Source organism: Pseudomonas sp. G166, from assembly GCF_037027455.2.
In the GTDB taxonomy this organism is placed as follows: domain Bacteria; phylum Pseudomonadota; class Gammaproteobacteria; order Pseudomonadales; family Pseudomonadaceae; genus Aquipseudomonas.
In genome coordinates this window covers 4231302-4245299 of record NZ_CP146985.1, presented here as the reverse complement: position 1 = coordinate 4245299, position 13998 = coordinate 4231302, and the positions used below count along the sequence as shown (strand labels likewise).

Below are 13998 nucleotides of genomic sequence, written 5' to 3'. Positions count from 1 at the left end.
ACCGACATGCTCGATTCCAAACTGTTACGTAGCAACCTTCAGGACGTAGCGGACCGCCTGGCTTCCCGTGGCTTTGCCCTGGACGTCGCGCGCATCGAAGCGCTGGAAGAACAGCGCAAGACCGTCCAGACTCGCACCGAAGCCCTGCAGGCTGAACGTAACGCGCGCTCCAAATCCATTGGCCAGGCCAAGCAGCGTGGCGAAGACATCGCGCCGCTGATGGCCGATGTCGAGCGCATGGCGGGCGAGTTGAGTGCCGGCAAGGTCGAACTGGACGCGATCCAGACCGAGCTGGACTCGATCCTGCTGGGTATCCCGAACCTGCCTCATGAATCGGTGCCGGTCGGCGAAGATGAAGAGGGCAACGTCGAAGTGCGCCGCTGGGGCACGCCAAAGGCCTTCGATTTCCCGGTGCAGGACCATGTGGCCCTGGGCGAGAAGTTCGGCTGGCTGGACTTCGAAACCGCCGCCAAGCTTTCCGGTGCGCGTTTTGCCCTGTTGCGCGGGCCGATTGCCCGCCTGCATCGCGCCCTGGCGCAGTTCATGATCAACCTGCACGTCACCGAACACGGCTACGAAGAAGCCTACACGCCGTACCTGGTGCAGGCGCCGGCCTTGCAGGGCACCGGGCAGTTGCCGAAGTTCGAGGAAGACCTGTTCAAGATCAGCCGCGAAGGCGAGGCCGACCTGTATCTGATCCCGACCGCCGAAGTGTCGCTGACCAACATCGTTGCCGGCGAGATCGTCGACGCCAAGCAACTGCCGATCAAGTTCGTCGCCCACACGCCGTGCTTCCGCAGTGAAGCCGGGGCGTCGGGTCGTGACACCCGTGGCATGATCCGCCAGCACCAGTTCGACAAAGTCGAGATGGTCCAGGTCGTCGAGCCTTCGAAGTCCATGGAAGCGCTGGAAAGCCTGACGGCCAATGCCGAGAAAGTCCTGCAACTGCTGGAGCTGCCGTATCGCACCCTGGCGTTGTGCACCGGCGACATGGGTTTCAGCGCGGTCAAGACTTACGATCTGGAAGTCTGGATCCCGAGCCAGGACAAGTACCGCGAGATTTCCTCGTGCTCCAACTGTGGCGACTTCCAGGCCCGCCGCATGCAGGCGCGTTTCCGCAACCCGGAAACCGGCAAGCCGGAACTGGTCCACACCCTCAATGGCTCCGGCCTGGCGGTGGGCCGGACTCTGGTGGCGGTGCTGGAAAACTATCAGCAGGCCGACGGCTCGATCCGTGTACCCGAGGTGTTGAAACCCTACATGGGCGGCATCGAGGTCATCGGTTAAATGGACTATTTGCCACTGTTCCACAACCTGCGCGGCAGCCGTGTGCTGGTGGTCGGCGGCGGCGAGATTGCCTTGCGCAAGTCCCGCCTGCTGGCCGATGCCGGCGCGCTGCTGCGGGTGGTCGCACCCGAAATCGAGTCACAGTTGCGGGAGCTGGTCAGTGGCAGCGGTGGCGAATGCGTCCTGCGCGGTTACCTTGAAGCGGACCTGGACGGCTGCGGTCTGGTCATCGCTGCCACCGACGACGAATCGCTCAACGCCCAGGTCTCGGCCGATGCCCACAAGCGTTGCGTACCGGTCAACGTGGTGGACGCGCCAGCTCTGTGCAGCGTGATCTTCCCGGCGATCGTCGACCGCTCACCGCTGGTGATCGCGGTGTCCAGCGGCGGCGACGCGCCGGTGCTGGCGCGGCTGATCCGGGCCAAGCTGGAAACCTGGATTCCTTCGACCTACGGGCAACTGGCCGGGCTGGCGGCGCGTTTTCGCAGCCAGGTCAAAGGTTTGTTCCCGGATGTGCAGCAACGCCGGGCGTTCTGGGAAGACGTGTTCCAAGGCCCTATCGCCGACCGTCAATTGGCCGGGCAGGGCGCCGAGGCCGAGCGCCTGCTGCGGGATAAGATTGCCGGCCAAGCGCCGAACGCGCCGGGCGAAGTTTATCTGGTGGGCGCAGGGCCGGGTGATCCGGACTTGTTGACGTTCCGCGCGCTGCGCCTGATGCAGCAGGCGGATGTGGTGCTGTACGACCGTTTGGTAGCTCCGGCGATCCTGGAGCTGTGCCGGCGCGACGCCGAGCGCATCTACGTTGGCAAGCGCCGCTCCGAACACGCCGTGCCTCAGGAACAGATCAACCAGCAATTGGTGAACCTGGCCCGACAAGGCAAGCGTGTGGTGCGGTTGAAGGGCGGTGACCCGTTCATCTTCGGGCGCGGCGGTGAAGAGATCGAAGAACTGGCAGCCCACGGCATCCCGTTCCAGGTCGTCCCGGGCATCACCGCAGCCAGTGGTTGCGCGGCCTATGCCGGGATTCCGCTGACCCATCGTGACTACGCCCAGTCGGTGCGGTTCATCACCGGCCATCTCAAGGACGGCACCAGTGACTTGCCGTGGGCGGACCTGGTCTCGCCAGCCCAGACCCTGGTGTTCTACATGGGGTTGGTGGGGCTGCCGATGATCTGCGACGAGCTGATCAAGCACGGTCGCGCGGCGGATACGCCTGCGGCGTTGATCCAGCAAGGCACGACGTCCAATCAGCGGGTCTTCACCGGCACCCTGGCGGACTTGCCGCGGCTGGTGGCCGAGCATGAAGTCCATGCGCCGACGTTGGTGATTGTCGGGGAAGTGGTGCAACTGCGCGAGAAACTGGCGTGGTTTGAAGGGGCTCAGGGGCAGGTCTAGGAAGACCGCGTCGCTCCAATCGCGAGCAAGCTCGCTCCCACAATTGATCGTGTTCAACCATGAATCTGCGGTTGCACACAGTCCACTGTGGGAGCGAGCTTGCTCGCGATGAGGCCCTCAAATACAGCGAAAATCCCGGATCAGTCCCCAGCCCCACGCCAAATCCCTTTCCCACTCAACCTTTCCCGATCATGGCCAACCATGAAGTCCTGCTTGGGCCCCTTGGGCACGATCCCATTGGGGTTGATGGTCTTGTGGCTGCCATAGTAATGGCCCTGGATGTGGGTGAAATCCACGGTCTCGGCAATACCCGGCCACTGGTACAACTCCCGCAGCCAATTGGACAGGTTCGGATAATCGGCAATGCGCCGCAGGTTGCACTTGAAGTGACCGAAATACACGGCATCGAAGCGGATTATCGTGGTGAACAGGCGGATATCGGCCTCTGTCAGGTATTCGCCGGCCAGGTAGCGCTGGGTTCCCAACAAGGCTTCCAACCGGTCCAGTTCGGCGAATAAACCGTCGAACGCCTCTTCGTAGGCCGCTTGGGTAGTCGCGAACCCGGCGCGATACACGCCGTTGTTCACCGCTGGGTAGATGCGTTCGTTCAGCGCATCGATGTCACGGCGTAGTGGTTCTGGGTAAAGGTCCAAGTTGTTGCCGGTCAGCCCATCGAAGGCGCTGTTGAACATGCGGATGATTTCCGCTGATTCATTATTGACGATGCGCTGTTGCCGTTTATCCCACAGCACCGGCACGGTGACGCGGCCGGTGTAGTCGGTGGTGTCAGCGGTGTAGCGCTGGTGCAGGAAGCTCAGATCGTCCAGTTTGTCGCCGGTGGAGCCGTGGGCCTTGTCGAAAGTCCAGCCGTTTTCCAGCATCAAGTAGCTGACCACCGAGACATCGATCAGGTCTTCCAGGCCTTTGAGCTTGCGAAAGATCAGTGTGCGGTGGGCCCAGGGGCAGGCCAGGGACACGTATAAATGGTAACGCCCGGCCTCGGCGGAAAACCCGCTCTCGCCGCTGCGGCCGGCGCTGCCGTCGGCGGTGAGCCAATGACGGCGTTGCGCCTGTTCGCGTTGGAACGTGCCGTCCTTGCTTTCATACCACTGATCCTGCCAGCGGCCCTCGACTAACAAACCCATCTCGATCTCCTCTGCCAATAAACGTTGGAGGGCAGTCTATGCCGATGGGTTCGAACTAAAAGCGTAAAGGTTGGGCGTTGATGATCGACTAAATCGATCGATCCCGAGCATCCCAATACTGCCGGGCGCGTTCGAAAGCCTCTTCGCGCGCCAGGCCCAGGCCGCGCAAGGCCAGGGCCATGGTGGCGATCAAGGCCAGTTGCGGGTAGCTGTCCTCCACGTCGCCGCGCCAGATGGCCTTCAGGTGCTCGGGGTCGAGGTTTTCCGGCTTGACGTGGCGCTGTTCGGCCAGTCGCGGCCATTCTTCGTCCCAGCTGATGCCACCGCGGGTGCCATACAGGTGACTGTCCGCGTCCGGGTTGATCTCGATCTCGCCGCCGTCGCCCTTGATCACAATAGCGGTGTCGCCCAGCAAGCCGCTGGCATCGCGATGCACCGCCTGATAGCCCGGATGGAAGATACTTTGCAATCCGCAACGGGCGGCCAGCGGGTTGAGAATCCGTGCCAGGGAGTGGATCGGCGAGCGTAGGCCCAAGGTGTTGCGCAGGTCGATCATCCGCTGCATTTGCGGCGCCCAGTCCACCAGGGGCATGAAGGCCAGGCCGCCGTTGTCCAGTGCGCTGGCGACCTGCTGCCAGTCGCGGCACAGTGGGATTTGCAGCAAGCCGAGCAATTGTTCGCTGTAGAGCCGGCCTGCTGTGTGAGCACCGCCGCCGTGCATGAAAATCCGCACGCCGTTCTGCCCAAGGCACTTGGCCGCCAGCAAGTACCACGGCAAATGACGCTTCTTCCCGGCGTAGGTCGGCCAGTCGAGGTCCACCGCCAAGGCCGGGACCACCAGGCGTTCACGCAGGGCTTCGGTGAAGCCGGCCATTTCCTCGGCGCTTTCTTCCTTGTGCCGCAACAGCATCAGGAAGGCGCCGAGCTGGGTGTCTTCGACCTTTTCGTCGAGCACCAGACCCATGGCCTCACGGGCTTCTTCGCGGGTCAGGTTGCGGGCGCCGCGCTTGCCTTTGCCAAGGATGCGCACGAACTGGGCGAACGGGTGTTCGGCCGGGGTCTCAAGGGTCAGCGATGGGAAGTCGGTCATAAGCAGTTCGTCGGTTTGGGCAGGCCCGCCAGCTTGGCGGCGAGTTTGGCGGGAGTGCCTTTGAACAATCGGTTCAGGTGCAGGCTGTTGCCTTTGTCCGCGCCCAGTTTCAGCGCGGTGTACTTGATCAGTGGCCGAGTCGCGGGCGAGAGTTGGAATTCGTTGTAGAAGCCGCGCAGCAGCTCGAGGATTTCCCAGTGTTCGGGGCCGAGTTCGATGTCTTCGGCGGCCGCCAGGGCAATGGCCACTTCGCTCGACCAGTCGTCAAGGTCGGCCAGGTAGCCGTCCTTGTCCAGTGCGATGGCGCGCTCGCCCACATTCAGCACCTTCATAGCCAGGTATTGACCTTGTCGTGTTCGATCGATAACTCGACGAAACCTGAGTAGTTGATGGCTTCGGCCCAGTCTGGCGTGTCCAGGGCGCGGGCCTGGAGGTCTTCGGCGAGCACGAACAGGTTCACGCCAGCGCCCTGCAGTGCTTCAAACGGTGGGCTGCCCGGCTGCAACGCATACGTCGCGTCGCCACATAGCAACAACGCATCCTGATTGCCCAGTAGCCGCAGGCAACTGGCGAGGCGGTTATCGCCAAAAGGGGAGTGAGACAACACATGCAAAGTCGACATCAGAGGGTGATCACCTGGTCGTAACGGTCTATGAGCGCGGCGATGTCCGGCGCAGTCAATACTTTTACCTCGCCCAGCGCCAGGGCATCCGTGGCGACGCCGCGTTCGGCGGCGCTGTCGGCGCAGAGGAACAGCGCCTCGACGCCGAACATCGGCAGCGCCTGCAGGTTTGCGCTCAGGTCCTTTTGCTGGACGGCCTTGGCGTTCTGGCCGGCGATGAGCTGGAACACCCCGTCATCGAGAAACAGCAGGCCGATGGGCAGGTCGAACGCGCCCCCGGCCAGCACGATGTCCAGCGCTTCCCGGGCCCCGGGCCCAGACCACGGAGCCTGGCGGCTGATGAGCAATAACGACTTGGCCATTCACGCGCCTCCAAAACAGATCAGACGGTCGGCGTCCTGGATCGCATCGTGCAACTGACCCAGGCCGGACAAGGTCCAGGGCGCTTCGACACTGACTGCCGAACGCTGATAGCGCTGGGCTTCCTCTTCGTTCAACACACCACGGCGCAACGCCGCCGCGATGCAGACCACGCCATCGAGCTGGTTATCGCTGACGAAAGCGCGCCACTGTTGGGGCAGGTCTTGTTCGTCCTGGGGGGTGACGACACTGCTGGCGGCGTTGTAGACACCGTCCTGGTAGAAAAACAACCGCACGATTTCATGCCCACCCGTCAGCGCAGCCTGGGCAAACAGCAGGGCACGGCGCGAGGAGGGCGCATGGGCGGCGGAAAACAGCGCGATGGCGAACTTCATGACAGACCCGATCAGCAAAACTGCGGCCATGATAAAGCTTTATGGGCGCAGGGGCGATTGCCAGGACGTTCGACAAATGGGGTGAACACTTTGTGGCGAGGGGATGTGTTCAGCCTTGGTTTTCGAGGCCATTCAACTCGCAGTAATCGGCCCACTCCATCCCCGCCATCTCCGCCACTTCCCTGTGCACTTCCAGGCGCTGGGCCTGGTACTCTTCGGGCGAGGCGGCGGTCAGTTGCAGGGTCAGTTCCCAGGCGAACACGCCCAGGCGCTCGGCCTCGGCTTCGAACGCTTCATGCAGCCGCTCTGCGCGGTACTGCGCGGCAGTCTCGCCCTTGGCCTGGGCCAGCAGCGGGTTGAGGTGGTCCAGTTCGACGCGCAGTTCGGGGCGTTCATCGAGAAATTTTTCCAGGGCCCGTTCGTGCTGCTGTTCGGTTGCCGCCATGATCACTCCTTGGGGGATGCAGACTGTTTCTTGGCGGCCTTGGCCGCAGCCGCCAGGCATTCGAGGGCGAACTGTTCGGTGTAGGTCATCTGGATCGGCGTAGTTTCGCCCTTGACGGTGCGTTCGCCGTCGAGAATGTAGCGAATCCGCTTGTCGGTGACGCCGATTCGCTTGGCGATCCAAGAAGGTGTCTGGCCGATCTGGCTGATCAGTTTGTCGGCGTATTCGGCGGTGGGTTTATAGAATTCGGCGTTGGGGGTCATGGAGTGTTCCGCGATGGCTGGTGGCAATGGCGCGACAGGTTGCGCGAATCGTTGGCCGATGTCGCGTGTAAATTTCAGTAAAGCAGCACGAAGGTGGGGGGCGCAGTGCTACAGTCCGTTTTTTTCTCGATGAGTGAACGCAATGCGAATGTTGACGGTGGCCCTGGCCGCAACCTTGCTGGCCGGCTGCGCGGGTTCGGCGATGAACCAGGCCCGGACTCAAACCCCTTATAAGACCCTGGCTTCGGACAAACCCGAGCAGGTCGTGGCCCAGTGCATACAGTTTTCCTGGCAGGACGAAGCGGTGTTCGGCGTCGATGCCGGTGCTTACCTGCAGCCGGGCAAGAAGGGGGGCTCGACGGTCTACACGCGCTCTGCCGAATCGTTTGTCGATTTGCAGGCCAGTGAGACGGGTACTGCGTTGAATTACTACGCCAAGCATGATGACTTCGTGGCCAAGCGCCGGTTGGCGGCGTTGGCGACTTGTCTGTAAATAACTCGTACTGAATCCCGGATATGTGGGAGCGGGCTTGCTCGCGAATACGGCTTACCATTCGACATTAATGTCGCCTGACCCACCGCCTTCGCGAGCAAGCTCGCTCCCACAGGGGTTGGGTTTTAGTCCGCGGGAGCCAGGCGCTTCTGGAAGAAGAAGTGCTGGTGGCCCGGTGGGTAGTCGTCGATCTGGCCGATTTCCGTGAAGCCGTGCTTTCTGTAGAACGCCGGCGCCTGGAAGTCGAAGGTGTCCAGCCAGATGCCCACGCAGTTTTTCTCCCTGGCCAGTTCTTCGGCCATCCGCATCAACGCCGACCCCGTGCCTTGGTCTCGGGCCTGTTCCGGCACGACCAGTAGCTCGATATAAAACCAGCGGAAAAATACTCGCCCGTAGAGCCCTCCGACTATTTCGTTGCTGTGTTCGTCGCGCACCAGCCAGGCCACCAGTTCGGGCACCGTCCCGCCGGTCTTGGCCGTGTTATAGGCGCGTAGCGGGGCGAGGATGGCCTGGCGCTCTTCATCGGTAGGGGCGTCCGTGCGGTCGATTCGCAGCGTCATTGGTGATGTCCTTATTCAGTAAAAAAACAACCGCACGAGCCTATCTCAAAGCAGGCGTTGCCGTAACCCGGCCGACGGCTGACAGGCGCATTCCACAAACCGGGCCATACTGCCTAATGCTCTTGAAGCGATCCCCGATCTTTAGAACAAGAAGAGACCGACTCATGAAGTTCGAAAACTTTACCCGGACGCTTGTTGCCACCTCCCTGACCCTCAGCTGTTTGTTTGCCCAGGCCGCCTCCCAGGCACCGGTTGCCGCCGAGCACGGCATGGTGGTCACTGCGCAGCACCTGGCCACCCAGGTGGGTGTCGATGTGCTCAAGAGCGGTGGCAATGCCGTGGATGCGGCGGTGGCGGTGGGGTACGCCCTGGCGGTGGTGTATCCGGCGGCGGGTAACCTCGGCGGCGGTGGGTTCATGACGCTCCAATTGGCCGACGGCCGCAAGACCTTCCTGGATTTCCGCGAAAAAGCCCCGCTGGCCGCCACGGCCGACATGTATCTGGACAAGGACGGCAACGTCGTTCCTGAGCTGAGCACCCGTGGGCACCTGGCGGTAGGCGTGCCCGGTACCGTTTCCGGCATGGAGCTGGCACTGAAGAAGTACGGCAGCAAACCCCGGGCGGAATTGATCGCCCCAGCCATCAAGTTTGCCGAGCAAGGTTTCACCCTGGAGCAGGGCGATGTCGATCTGCTGGACACCGCCACCGACGTGTTCAAGAAGGACCTGCGCGATTCCGGCGCGATCTTCCTGCACAACGGCGAGCCGATGCAGGTCGGCCAGAAGCTGGTGCAAAAAGACCTCGCCAAGACCCTGCGGGCCATCTCCGCCAGGGGCGCCGATGGCTTCTACAAAGGCTGGGTGGCCGATGCCCTGGTCACGTCCAGCCAGGCCAACAAAGGCCTCATCACCCAAGCCGACCTGGACAAGTACAAGACCCGCGAACTGGCCCCGGTGGAATGCGACTACCGCGGCTACCACATCATTTCGGCGCCGCCACCCAGCTCCGGTGGGGTGGTGCTGTGCCAGATCATGAACATCCTCGACGGTTATCCAATGAAGGACCTAGGCTTCCATTCGGCCCAGGGCATGCACTATCAGATCGAAGCCATGCGTCACGCCTACGTGGACCGCAACAGCTACCTGGGTGATCCGGACTTTGTGCAGAACCCCATCGACCATCTGCTGGACAAGAACTACGCCGCCAAGTTGCGGGCCGCGATCGATCCGCAAAAGGCCGGTGACTCGCAGAAAATAAAACCTGGGGTGGCGCCCCACGAAGGCAGCAACACCACCCATTACTCCATCGTCGACCAATGGGGCAATGCCGTTTCCGTTACCTACACCCTCAACGACTGGTTTGGCGCTGGCGTGATGGCAAGCAAGACCGGGGTGATCCTTAACGACGAAATGGACGACTTCACCGCCAAGGTCGGCGTGCCGAACATGTATGGCCTGGTGCAGGGGGAAGCCAACGCCATCGCACCGGGCAAGGCGCCGTTGTCGTCCATGAGCCCGACCATCGTCACCAAGGATGGCAAGACGGTGATGGTGGTGGGGACGCCGGGCGGTAGTCGGATCATCACCGCGACCTTGCTGACCATCCTCAACGTGATCGACTACGGCATGAACCTGCAGGAAGCCGTGGACGCGCCGCGTTTCCACCAGCAGTGGATGCCGGAGCAAACCAACCTGGAAACCTTCGCTGCCAGCCCGGATACCCAGAAGCTGCTGGAGAGCTGGGGCCACAAATTCGCCGGCCCGCAGGACCCCAACCACATTGCCGCGATCCTGGTGGGCGCGCCATCACTGGGCGGCAAACCGGTGGGCAAGAACCGTTTCTATGGTGCCAATGACCCCCGTCGCAACACCGGTTTATCGCTGGGTTATTGATAGCGGTTGGGATCGAGCAGCGTTTCGAAAGGGGAAAACCATGAACACCGCATTGTTGATCATCGATATCCAGAACGCACTGTGCCGTGGCGAAGAGGAATGCTTCGACAGCCAGCGCATCATCCGGACTATCAACGACCTGGCGGCCAAAACCAGGGCTTTGGGTTTGACGGTGATCCTGATCCAGCACGAAGAACTGGAAGGCTCGCTGACCTACGGCTCTGCCGCCTGGCAATTGGCCGACGACCTGGTGACCGCTGCCGATGACCTGCGGGTGCGCAAGACCACGCCGGATGCCTTCTACCAGACCGATCTGCTATCGCTGCTGCAAGCGCGCGGCATCGACCGTTTGGTGATCTGCGGGCTGCAAACTGACTATTGCATCAACGCCACCGTGCGCCAGGCCCATGCCTTGGGGTATGACGTAGTCCTGGCCGCGGACGCCCACTCCACGGTGGCCAACGGCAGCATGGCGGCGGAGCAGATCATCGCCAATCACAACAACCGGCTGGGGCGTTTGAGCAGTGCGGTGTCGCGGATCGATGTGGTGCCGGCGGGGGAGATTCGCCTCTGACCTGAACTCACCTGGGCAGCATCACCCTTAAGGCGCCCCAAACACCATGGTCCAATAAACCCCCGCATCGCTGCGCGAGTCGGTGGCATATGCCGCGCCCACCTGGGTGAACATCGGATTCATCAGGTTGGCGCAGTGCCCGGGGCTGGCCAGCCAGTCCTGCATGGCCTTGTTGGGTGAGCCTTGTCCGGCGGCAATGTTCTCGCCGATCTTGCGTCCACGGAAACCTGCGCTTTTCGCCCGGTCGGCCACGGAGCGGCCGTCAGGGTCCTGGTGGGCGAAATAGTTGCCGCGGGCCATCGCCCGGCTGTGTCCCTGGGCGGCGGTCCCGAGGGCGGCGCTCCAACTCAGCGGTCGGGCAGCGGCGAAGCGTTGGCGCCCACACATCCTGGAGCGGGCGCGCGCGGCATTGACCTGGGCCAGCAAGGTCTTGTCAGCGGAGGCCGTATCGTTCACCCGGCCACCGCCCACGGGTTGTGCCAGTACTACGCGCCATTCATTCCCGACCCGATTGACGCCAATGTCGGCGTACTGGTTATCCAACAGCGCCGAACAATGTTCCTCCGCCAACATCTCGAAGGCCTCTTCGGCGTCCCGCGCGTCAGTCAGGCGAATGCTGCGCACTGCCTGGGCTTGATAGCCGGAGCCCTTCAAGGTTTCCCGCAACCCGCCACGAAAGCCGATCGGCAAGGCCAGGCTCGAGCGCAGCACCAACGGCGGCGCGGCTCGGACTGTGCGCCATTCACAGCGGTGGGACTGGCTGCGGTAGTCATTGATCGCTCCCACCAATTGCCCTTCGCCTCGGGCATGGGCGAGGCTGGTAAAAAAAGGAAGCAAGGCGACGAGGCAAAGCGAAGCGAAACGGCAAGAGCGAACAGTGTGGCGCATGGGACGAACGGCTCGGGAGGGGAGTTGCGTTAGCGCCAGGCTTGGCGCCGATCAGCCGCAAAGCCCGTCGCGTGGGGCGGCGGGTTTTTCACGGCTGGGGTAGGACTGTGGGTTTGAAAACAAGTTTCAGGAGCGGCTGACTTATCGATGGGACCTTCACCACAACTGCGTGCAGTCAGCTCAGTTGTGTTCAGCTACAGGCGCCTTGACCCGTTCAACCTTGCGATAAGTCAGCAACACAATGCCGCTGACCACGATCACCCCACCGAGCACCTGGCCAGGGTTGAGCATCTGGTCCAGCACCAACCAGCCGATCAGCAGGGTCGCCAGCGGTTCGATGTTCATCACCGGGGCATTGCGCGGCATGTCCAGGCGGGGCACGCAAATGAACAGCACGATAAACCCGGTGCCGTAGAGCACCACCAACGTCGCCAGGGCCAACCAGCCGCTGCTGCTGGCCGGCAGGTCGAAGCCGCCGGGAAGGGCGCCGGTCAGGCCTGCGAGGTTGACGCTGCTGAAGACGATCAAAATGGTCAGCAGGCTGCGCACCGAACCTCGCACCTGGGACAGCTTGTGGTCGGTGATCCACAGTGCGCAAGCGAACACGCAAGCGGCACAGAAGGCCAGGCCCACTCCTAGCAGCCATTGCGAACCAACGCTCTGTGCGGAGGATAACCGCGCCGGCACTTCCAGCACGAACACCAGGCCCACCAGGATCATCCCCATCAACGTGGCAGTGCGCGCCGTCGGCCGTGGCCCGCCCAACGCCCAGGTCAGCAAAGCCAGCAGGATTGGAAAGACGTTGCCCACCAACAGCGCCAACGCCACTGGCACCCGAGCCACGGCCGAGTACAGACACAGGCTCTGCGCAGCGATGAGCAATCCCAGCATCACCTGCCAACGCCATGCACCCGGTGGCAAACGCAGACTCTGACGCTGCCACAGCACCATCGCGGCCAACACCAGCAGCGTCCCGCCCGAACGCAGCAGAATCGCCAGCAACACCCCTGCGCCATCATCGAACGCCGCTCTGGCGGCGACATGGTTGCCGGCAAAGGCACAGCCCATGCACAGCAGAACGAGCACCGCGAGGTGGCGGGGCAATGGCGTGGGCGCGTCATGTGCAGCGGTGAGGCGAGTCATGGCAGGGTGTCTCAAAGGCAGGCCGCCGAGGCAAAGCGCTTCGGATCGATTGTTTTAGTTATAGGTTGTCGTACAACGTTGCTGGGTGTTTTTACCCTATAGGGTTGCAAGAGACAAGCTCCCTCGCCACGGGTCATCCACTGTCTATAAGTGAACACCATTGCGTACATTGACCTGCGCTTTGCTGTACAACAACCTGACCGTTGTGTCGTTTACAGCATCGTCCCTTTGCGGAGCCGCCCATGCGCCTGGCTGATTTCATCCTCGACAATATCGAGCCGATTCTTCAGGCGTGGGAAGATTTCGCCAAAACCATTACTCCCGCGTCCATTGGCATGGGTTCGGTGGCCCTGCGCGACCATGCCGAGCAGATGCTGCGCACCATCGCTGCAGACCTGCGCACCTCGCAGACGCTCAAGGAGCAGGTGGCCAAGTCCCATGGCGAAGCGCCGTCGGCAGAGGCCGAAACCCCTGCCGAAACCCATGCGATCATCCGCCAGTCCTCGGGTTTCACCGTGGAGCAAATGGTTTCCGAATACCGGGCCCTGCGCACCAGCGTGCTCATGCTCTGGATGCCGCACACCCAGCTGGATCACAAGCAGGTCATGGATGATCTGATTCGCTTCAACGAGGCCGTGGATCAGGCCTTGGCCGAGTCCGTCGTCAGTTACTCGGGGGCGGTGGACGCGTCGCGCAACATCTTTCTCGGCATTCTTGGGCATGACTTGCGTAGCCCCTTGGGCGCGATCCTGCTGAGTTCCGAAGTGCTGCTGCGGGCGGGGGATTTGCCCGCCAAAGCCACCAAGATCACGTCGCGCATCTACACCAGCGTCAAGCGAGCCAACAAAATCGTTGGCGATCTGCTGGATTTCACCCGGACCCAACTCGGCTCGGGCATTCCGGTGCAGCGCTTCAACGGCGATCTGGTGGCGGCCTGCGAAGGCATGGTGGAGGAGGCGCGAGCCTATCACCCGGAAAACAGAGTCCTCTTTGAAACCAGCGGTCCCCTGGAAGGGCTGTTTGACCAGGCACGCATGGAACAGGTGTTCTCCAACCTGATCGGCAATGCTGTCCAGCATGGCGCCGAGGGCACGCCGATAACCGTTTCGTTGAGCGCTGAAGAGGATATGGCCGTGATTGCGATCAACAACCAGGGCACGCCTATCGAGAAAGATGCCATTGCCAGCATCTTCAACCCGATGATCCGGCATCTGCGTAGCGGTGAGATGCAGTACGGCTCCACGGCCGGGCTAGGACTGGGCCTGCACATCGCCTCGGCGATCGTATCGGCCCATAAGGGCACCATCGAGGTTCACTCGAAGGCGCGAGTCGGTACGACCTTTACCGTTCGTATACCGCTGCACCCGGACTGATCGATTGTCCGGACGAACGGGCTTGTATGCTTGTACGATGTCTTATCACGTAGTAAAACTGTCGTCCCGTCCA

The 13998-nt window shown here is 62.2% G+C and carries 17 protein-coding genes; 6 read left to right on the top strand and 11 right to left on the bottom strand.

What is annotated here, in order from left to right:
• The first annotated feature begins 6 nt into the window (after positions 1–6).
• Together serS and cysG are read left to right on the top strand one after the other, a co-directional pair.
• The gene (gene serS / locus SGN16_RS18410) at positions 7–1287 is read left to right on the top strand and encodes a serine--tRNA ligase (protein WP_058545310.1); all 1281 of its coding nucleotides are present in this window, start codon (positions 7–9) and stop codon (positions 1285–1287) included.
• The gene (gene cysG, locus SGN16_RS18405; protein ID WP_210639418.1) at positions 1288–2682 is read left to right on the top strand and encodes a siroheme synthase CysG; all 1395 of its coding nucleotides are present in this window, start codon (positions 1288–1290) and stop codon (positions 2680–2682) included.
• A 140-nt stretch (positions 2683–2822) separates the two neighbouring features.
• Here cysG and SGN16_RS18400 read toward each other — a convergent pair whose 3' ends face one another.
• From SGN16_RS18400 to SGN16_RS18365, 8 genes are all read right to left on the bottom strand, one after another.
• The gene (locus tag SGN16_RS18400; protein ID WP_335944329.1) at positions 2823–3827 is read right to left on the bottom strand and encodes a glutathione S-transferase family protein; all 1005 of its coding nucleotides are present in this window, start codon (positions 3825–3827) and stop codon (positions 2823–2825) included.
• Between the two features lie 88 nt (positions 3828–3915).
• Positions 3916–4917, bottom strand: a complete 1002-nt coding sequence (locus SGN16_RS18395) for a glycosyl transferase family protein (protein WP_210639416.1) — start codon at positions 4915–4917, stop codon at positions 3916–3918.
• A complete protein-coding gene (locus SGN16_RS18390; RefSeq protein ID WP_210639415.1) occupies positions 4914–5249 on the bottom strand; it encodes a TusE/DsrC/DsvC family sulfur relay protein in 336 nt (111 codons plus the stop codon). Before SGN16_RS18390 ends, SGN16_RS18395 begins: the two co-directional genes overlap by 4 nt.
• A complete protein-coding gene (tusB, locus tag SGN16_RS18385; RefSeq protein WP_335944328.1) occupies positions 5246–5539 on the bottom strand; it encodes a sulfurtransferase complex subunit TusB in 294 nt (97 codons plus the stop codon). The genes SGN16_RS18390 and tusB overlap by 4 nt, the downstream gene beginning before the upstream one ends.
• The gene (gene tusC / locus SGN16_RS18380) at positions 5539–5901 is read right to left on the bottom strand and encodes a sulfurtransferase complex subunit TusC (protein ID WP_210639413.1); all 363 of its coding nucleotides are present in this window, start codon (positions 5899–5901) and stop codon (positions 5539–5541) included. The genes tusB and tusC overlap by 1 nt, the downstream gene beginning before the upstream one ends.
• Positions 5902–6294, bottom strand: coding sequence for a sulfurtransferase complex subunit TusD (gene tusD / locus SGN16_RS18375; protein WP_335944531.1), 393 nt, complete (start codon positions 6292–6294; stop codon positions 5902–5904).
• Between the two features lie 109 nt (positions 6295–6403).
• Positions 6404–6739: a DUF6388 family protein gene (locus SGN16_RS18370; RefSeq protein ID WP_335944327.1), complete on the bottom strand. Its 336-nt coding sequence runs from the start codon at positions 6737–6739 to the stop codon at positions 6404–6406.
• Positions 6740–6741: 2 nt separating this feature from the next.
• The gene (locus SGN16_RS18365; RefSeq protein WP_210639410.1) at positions 6742–7002 is read right to left on the bottom strand and encodes a hypothetical protein; all 261 of its coding nucleotides are present in this window, start codon (positions 7000–7002) and stop codon (positions 6742–6744) included.
• 142 nt (positions 7003–7144) lie between these two features.
• Here SGN16_RS18365 and SGN16_RS18360 point away from each other — a divergent pair, with 142 nt between their 5' ends.
• Entirely contained in the window at positions 7145–7495 is a 351-nt protein-coding gene (locus tag SGN16_RS18360; protein ID WP_210639409.1) for a hypothetical protein, read from the top strand.
• Between the two features lie 125 nt (positions 7496–7620).
• On the opposite strand, the gene SGN16_RS18355 is transcribed toward SGN16_RS18360, so the two are convergent.
• A complete protein-coding gene (locus tag SGN16_RS18355; protein ID WP_335944326.1) occupies positions 7621–8055 on the bottom strand; it encodes a GNAT family N-acetyltransferase in 435 nt (144 codons plus the stop codon).
• Positions 8056–8219: 164 nt separating this feature from the next.
• On the opposite strand from SGN16_RS18355, the gene ggt reads away from it, so the two are divergent.
• Entirely contained in the window at positions 8220–9947 is a 1728-nt protein-coding gene (gene ggt, locus SGN16_RS18350) for a gamma-glutamyltransferase (protein WP_335944325.1), read from the top strand.
• A gap of 40 nt (positions 9948–9987) precedes the next feature.
• Positions 9988–10521 carry a cysteine hydrolase family protein gene (locus SGN16_RS18345; RefSeq protein WP_210639406.1) on the top strand — a complete coding sequence of 178 codons (534 nt, stop codon included), beginning with the start codon at positions 9988–9990 and terminating at the stop codon, positions 10519–10521.
• Between the two features lie 27 nt (positions 10522–10548).
• On the opposite strand, the gene SGN16_RS18340 is transcribed toward SGN16_RS18345, so the two are convergent.
• Both SGN16_RS18340 and SGN16_RS18335 read right to left on the bottom strand, forming a co-directional pair.
• Positions 10549–11409, bottom strand: a complete 861-nt coding sequence (locus tag SGN16_RS18340) for a CAP domain-containing protein (protein ID WP_210639405.1) — start codon at positions 11407–11409, stop codon at positions 10549–10551.
• A 180-nt stretch (positions 11410–11589) separates the two neighbouring features.
• Positions 11590–12552 (bottom strand): DMT family transporter, encoded by a 963-nt coding sequence (locus tag SGN16_RS18335; RefSeq protein WP_335944324.1) that lies wholly within the window; start codon positions 12550–12552, stop codon positions 11590–11592.
• A 242-nt stretch (positions 12553–12794) separates the two neighbouring features.
• Between SGN16_RS18335 and SGN16_RS18330 the strand changes: the two genes are divergently transcribed.
• Positions 12795–13925, top strand: a complete 1131-nt coding sequence (locus SGN16_RS18330; protein WP_335944323.1) for a sensor histidine kinase — start codon at positions 12795–12797, stop codon at positions 13923–13925.
• Positions 13926–13998: the final 73 nt, after the last annotated feature.

Coding starts and splice junctions, on each gene's coding strand:
- SGN16_RS18390 (WP_210639415.1), bottom strand. CDS start 5,249: ATGAAGGTGCTGAATGTGGGCGAGCGCGCCATCGCACTGGACAAGGAC.
- SGN16_RS18335 (WP_335944324.1), bottom strand. CDS start 12,552: ATGACTCGCCTCACCGCTGCACATGACGCGCCCACGCCATTGCCCCGC.
- SGN16_RS18395 (WP_210639416.1), bottom strand. CDS start 4,917: ATGACCGACTTCCCATCGCTGACCCTTGAGACCCCGGCCGAACACCCG.
- SGN16_RS18370 (WP_335944327.1), bottom strand. CDS start 6,739: ATGGCGGCAACCGAACAGCAGCACGAACGGGCCCTGGAAAAATTTCTC.
- ggt (WP_335944325.1), top strand. CDS start 8,220: ATGAAGTTCGAAAACTTTACCCGGACGCTTGTTGCCACCTCCCTGACC.
- serS (WP_058545310.1), top strand. CDS start 7: ATGCTCGATTCCAAACTGTTACGTAGCAACCTTCAGGACGTAGCGGAC.
- tusD (WP_335944531.1), bottom strand. CDS start 6,294: ATGAAGTTCGCCATCGCGCTGTTTTCCGCCGCCCATGCGCCCTCCTCG.
- SGN16_RS18365 (WP_210639410.1), bottom strand. CDS start 7,002: ATGACCCCCAACGCCGAATTCTATAAACCCACCGCCGAATACGCCGAC.
- SGN16_RS18400 (WP_335944329.1), bottom strand. CDS start 3,827: ATGGGTTTGTTAGTCGAGGGCCGCTGGCAGGATCAGTGGTATGAAAGC.
- SGN16_RS18330 (WP_335944323.1), top strand. CDS start 12,795: ATGCGCCTGGCTGATTTCATCCTCGACAATATCGAGCCGATTCTTCAG.
- tusB (WP_335944328.1), bottom strand. CDS start 5,539: ATGTCGACTTTGCATGTGTTGTCTCACTCCCCTTTTGGCGATAACCGC.
- SGN16_RS18345 (WP_210639406.1), top strand. CDS start 9,988: ATGAACACCGCATTGTTGATCATCGATATCCAGAACGCACTGTGCCGT.
- tusC (WP_210639413.1), bottom strand. CDS start 5,901: ATGGCCAAGTCGTTATTGCTCATCAGCCGCCAGGCTCCGTGGTCTGGG.
- SGN16_RS18355 (WP_335944326.1), bottom strand. CDS start 8,055: ATGACGCTGCGAATCGACCGCACGGACGCCCCTACCGATGAAGAGCGC.
- cysG (WP_210639418.1), top strand. CDS start 1,288: ATGGACTATTTGCCACTGTTCCACAACCTGCGCGGCAGCCGTGTGCTG.
- SGN16_RS18360 (WP_210639409.1), top strand. CDS start 7,145: ATGCGAATGTTGACGGTGGCCCTGGCCGCAACCTTGCTGGCCGGCTGC.
- SGN16_RS18340 (WP_210639405.1), bottom strand. CDS start 11,409: ATGCGCCACACTGTTCGCTCTTGCCGTTTCGCTTCGCTTTGCCTCGTC.